Origin of the sequence: Ideonella sp. B508-1 (genome assembly GCF_000333615.1) — a bacterium.
In the GTDB taxonomy this organism is placed as follows: domain Bacteria; phylum Pseudomonadota; class Gammaproteobacteria; order Burkholderiales; family Burkholderiaceae_C; genus Ideonella.
In genome coordinates this window covers 1-4,366 of the sequence record NZ_BADL01000107.1, presented here as the reverse complement: position 1 = coordinate 4,366, position 4,366 = coordinate 1, and the positions used below count along the sequence as shown (strand labels likewise).

6 protein-coding genes are annotated in these 4,366 nt (G+C 70.6%); all 6 read right to left on the bottom strand.

The window, feature by feature from the left end; all coding sequences use genetic code 11:
- The coding region (locus I73_RS04600; RefSeq protein ID WP_026096310.1) for an FAD:protein FMN transferase at positions 1-376 on the bottom strand (376 nt) is incomplete at its 3' end.
- A 15-nt stretch (positions 377-391) separates the two neighbouring features.
- On the bottom strand, positions 392-1,246 hold the full coding sequence (locus I73_RS25925; protein ID WP_022979534.1) for a DUF4198 domain-containing protein: 855 nt from the start codon (positions 1,244-1,246) through the stop codon (positions 392-394).
- A gap of 27 nt (positions 1,247-1,273) precedes the next feature.
- Positions 1,274-1,810, bottom strand: coding sequence for a DUF2271 domain-containing protein (locus I73_RS04590; protein ID WP_022979533.1), 537 nt, complete (start codon positions 1,808-1,810; stop codon positions 1,274-1,276).
- Positions 1,811-1,821: 11 nt separating this feature from the next.
- Positions 1,822-2,436 carry a PepSY-associated TM helix domain-containing protein gene (locus I73_RS04585; RefSeq protein ID WP_022979532.1) on the bottom strand — a complete coding sequence of 205 codons (615 nt, stop codon included), beginning with the start codon at positions 2,434-2,436 and terminating at the stop codon, positions 1,822-1,824.
- Positions 2,433-3,110, bottom strand: a complete 678-nt coding sequence (locus I73_RS04580) for a Fe2+-dependent dioxygenase (RefSeq protein ID WP_022979531.1) — start codon at positions 3,108-3,110, stop codon at positions 2,433-2,435. Before I73_RS04580 ends, I73_RS04585 begins: the two co-directional genes overlap by 4 nt.
- Before the next feature lie 16 nt (positions 3,111-3,126).
- Positions 3,127-4,317, bottom strand: a complete 1,191-nt coding sequence (locus I73_RS25920; RefSeq protein WP_374701943.1) for a TonB-dependent receptor domain-containing protein — start codon at positions 4,315-4,317, stop codon at positions 3,127-3,129.
- Positions 4,318-4,366 lie beyond the last annotated feature (49 nt).

Here is a 4,366-nt window from a genome sequence, read left to right as displayed (position 1 = left end):
CGCCCACGCTGGGGTCGAAGGCACCGGCGCTGCGCCGGGCCACCTGCAGTGCGGTGTCGATCACCAGGGCGAAGCTGTCTGGCAGCACCAGGCTTTCACCGGCGGGCAGACGGTTGAAGCGGCTGATCAGGGCGTCGGGCTCCCAGGTGCTCATCTGGGCGATCACATCGTCCAGCACGGCCTGGATGGCGCGGCGCAGTGGCCGCTCGGGCAGTCCGGCGCCAGCCCAGAGCTGGACGGACCAGGAGGTGCCCATGGTGTCCCCGCCCAGGGTGTGCAGCACCTGGCCCCAGGGCGCGGGCGGGCCCGACACCTCGGCAGGGATCAGCACACGGGCCTGGGCCCGTGGCGCGGTGGGGAGGGCGGGGGCGAACATCGGTCGGGCCGGGTCTCAGCGCGGCAGCACCTCGAAGGTGGCGCTCAGGCTGGCGCGCTCCAGGGGCTTGTCACGGGTGCCGCCCATGGCCATGGGGCCGCCAGGCCCGCCTTGCGGCGCCGGCGCCGCGGCGGGGCGGTCGCCGTGGCTGACGCCCAGCCAGTAGCGGCCCGGGGCGGCCCAGCTCACGCTGAACTGTCCCTGGGCGTCGGTGCTCAGCGTCTGCTCACCGCGGTCGTAGCGGTAGCGGTTGCCTTCGCGCACCAGGGACAGCTTCTCGCCGGCCAGCGGCTGGCCGTTGAGCAGCAGGGTGAAGCGTGTGCGGTCGCCATCGCTGAGGTCGTTCACCGCGTCCAGCGGCAGGACTTCCAGGCCGCGACCTTCGGGGGCGAAGGCGGGCACGGTGGCCTTTTCCCGGCTGACGAAGGTCTGCTGGCGGGCCAGGGTGTGCACCAGCCCCAGCAGCTTGGCGTCGGCCGGCACCTTCTGGGCGAATTCGGCCGGGGTGCCGCGGAAGCGCTGGGTCTTGCCTTCGGCGTCCTGGTAGCTGGCCATCAGGCTCTCGCTGAGGTTGCTGATGCGGTAGCTGCCTTCGGCCGGCAACTCGATCACCACGCTGTTGAGCAGGGCGGTGGCGCTGCGCTCACCAGCCCGCAGGGGCTTGCCGTCGGGGCCGGTGACGCGCAGTTCCCCCCAGGCCAGGGGGCGCTCGGCGATGAACAGGTCGGTGGAGACCGAGGCGTCGACCACGACGCTCTGGTTGCGGCCGGTCACCAGAGTGGACGAGGGCAGCACCCAGGTGTCGTGGGCCCAGGCGAAGAGGGGCAGGGCGGTGGCCAGGGCCAGCGCGATGGGGCGGGGCAGGGTCATGGTGGACATCCTGTGCAGGGGCGTGGATCAGGGGGTGGCCTTGAGCTGCAGGGTGCCCAGTTCATGGGTGCCCTGGGCCTGGGCCTGCTGGGCGGCCTGGATGGGCCAGGTCAGCGGCAGGCGCTGCACCTCGCGGCCGCCGCCTTCGCGGGCGGCTTCGACCACCACCGTGTACTGGCCGGCGGGCAGCCGGGCCAGCGCGGGCAACTGGTCCAGGTGCAGCACCTGTTCGCCCGGCGAGCGGGTGGCGCCGGTCACGCCGTCGGCGGGAACGGTCAGATCCCGGCCTCCCGCGCGCCACCACTGGCGCATGTCGCGCAGCCACTTGGCGCCGCCGTTGTTGGCCTTCTTCAGGTCGTACCAGACGGCCAGCTGGGCGGCGGCATTGGGCTGGCCGTCCTTCTCGAGCCAGACGGCCACATAGGGCTTGTGGTACTCGGCCACGCTCAGGCGGGGCAGCTCCAGCGTGAGCTGCAGGGTGGCGGCGCCGGCCGAGGCGCTGCCCAGCGTGAGCAGGCCCAGGGTGGTGGCGGTGGTGGCGGTGCGGGGGGTGAAGGAGGTCATTGGCGTCGAGGTCAATGGATGAACAGCAGCACCAGCAGGGCTGGCAGCACGAAACCCGCGGCCGTCAGCGGCCAGGTCAGCGCGCGCTGGCCGGCATGGCGGTGCAGGATCAGCAGGCCGGTGATGCAGAACACCAGACAGCCTGCGGCGAAGACATCGAGAAAGGCGCGCCAGACGGCGCCGGTGTTGCGACCCTTGTGCAGGTCGTTGAGCAGGGCCAGCAGGCCGCGGTCGCTGTCCTCGAACTCGGCTTCGCCGCTGCTCAGGTCGACGCGCAGCCAGGCGTCGCCGCCGGGGCGGGGCATGGCGACGTAAAGCTCCTCGGCCGACCATTCCGGCGCCAGGCCGGCGGCCAGGCGCAGCCCGTGCGACTCGGCCACCCACTGGCGCAGGGTGGCCGGCACCGGCGCGCTGCCGCCGGCCTGGGCCGGCCGGGCGGCCTGCACCGCAGCCAGCACCGGAGCGGGCAGCGTGGCCTGCCAGCGGGTGAGCACCGGCTGGGCCTCGATGTCGGCCGCGTGGTTGAGCGTGAAGCCGGTGACGGCGAACAGCAGCATGCCCACCAGGCACAGGGCCGAGCTGATCCAGTGCCAGCGCAGGAGGGTTTTGAAGCCGTGGGTGTTCACAGCTCGGCCCAGCGGCGCAGCAGGTTGTGGTAGTGGCCGGTGAGCTGCAGCACCTCGTCGCTGTCGCCCAGCCGGGCGCGCAGGCGCTGGATGGTCTGGTCCAGCTCGTAGAGGGCGGCACGCTGGCCGTCGTCGCGCACCAGGCTCTGGGTCCAGAAGAAGGCGCAGGTGCGGGCACCGCGGGTGACGGGCTCGACCTTGTGCAGGCTGGTGGACGGGTAGAGGATCAGGTCGCCCGCGGGCAGCTTGACCTCGTGGGCACCATAGGTGTCCATCACCACCAGCTCGCCGCCTTCGTAGTCCTCGGGGTCGCAGAGGAACAGCGTGGTGGACACGTCGCTGCGCAGGCGCTGCCCGTCGCCCATGGCCATCACCGAGCCGTCCACATGCAGGCCGTAGCTGCCGCCGCCCTGGTAGCGGTTGAACAGCGGCGGCAGGATGCGGTGCGGCAGGGCCGCCGAGACGAACTGCGGGTGGCTGGACAGCCGCTGCACGATGAACTGGCCCAGCTCGCGGGCCAGCGGGTGGTCGGCGGGCAGCTGTTCGTTGTGCTTGACCAGGGCCCCCTGGGGCCCGACGGTGGCCCGGCCATCGGCCCAGGGGGCCTCGGCCAGGGCCAGGCGGAAGCGGGCGACTTCCTCCGCAGACAGAACGCCCGGGATGTGCAACAACATGCCGCGCCGCCTTGCCTCAGAACTGCACGCTGGCCGTCAGCTTGGCCGTGCGCGGTGCGCCCATCGTGGCGCGCGCGCCGCTGTTGTTGAGCGTGCTGATGTATTCCTTGTCGAACACATTGCCCACGTTCAGCTGAAGCTTCAGGTTCTGCATGACCTGATAGGACGCCATCAGATCGGCCACCCAGTAGGCCGGGATCTCCGGCATGTTCTGGGTCGACAGGTCGGTGTCGGCGGTGATGGTGCGTTTCTGCTTGGAGACATAGTTCGCGCCCGCGCCCAGCGTCAGGTTGCCCAGCGTGTAGGTGCTCCACAGCGAGGCGGTGAGGTCCGGCGACCAGCGAACGCCATTGGTTTCGGTGGTGTGCGTGCTGTTCCAGACGTTGCTCTGTTTCGTGTCCATCGTCGCCACGCCGGCAGAGACCTGCCAGGCTTCGGTCACGCGTCCGACCAGGCCCAGTTCCACGCCCTGCACGCGGGTCTTGCCGGTCTGCACCGCATTGCCCAGGTCGTCGTAGCTGACCTGGTTCTGGTTCTCGGTGTGGTAGGCCGCCAGGGTCAGGTTCAGGCGCTGGTCCAGCAGGTCCCACTTGGTGCCCAGCTCGAACGTGCGGGTCTGCTGCGGGTCCATCGAGGGGCTGTTGGCGTTGGTGCTGGTGGCTGACAGGGCGAAGTTGGCGCCGCCCGGCGGCGTGTACGCGTTGGCCGCGGCCAGGTAGATGCTGCCGTGGGCGGTGGGCTTGTAGGTCAGGCCCAGGTTCCAGCTGCTCAGGTTGTCGGCCAGGCGCAGGTTGGTGTTGGCGATGCTGCCCACCGCGTAGCCGGGGTAGGTGCTGCTGTTGCTGCTGGTGACGATGGTGCCCACCGAGGTTTCGGTGTGGTAGCGCTCGAAGCGCAGGCCGCCGTTGAGCTTCCAGGCTTCGTTGAGGGTCAGCGTGTCCAGCACATAGAGCGCGCCGGTGGTGGTCTTGCCCTCGGTGTCCGCGCCGGTGAAGTAGGGCACGCCCAGGTCGTCGTTGGCGTTCGGCTGGTAGAGGTTGGCGGCCGGGTTGCTGATGGCGCTGTAGCTCACACCGTTGATCGTCTGGGCGCTGGTGCCGGTGCCGCGGGTGAGCTGGCGCTCGTAGATCAGTTCCACGCCTGCCGCCAGGTCATGCTGGATGCCGGCCGTGGTGAACGTGGTGCTGACGCTGGTCTGGTTGGTCAGGATCTCGTTGGTCTGGTCGGTGCGCTAGCGGGAGCGGGCCACGGTCCAG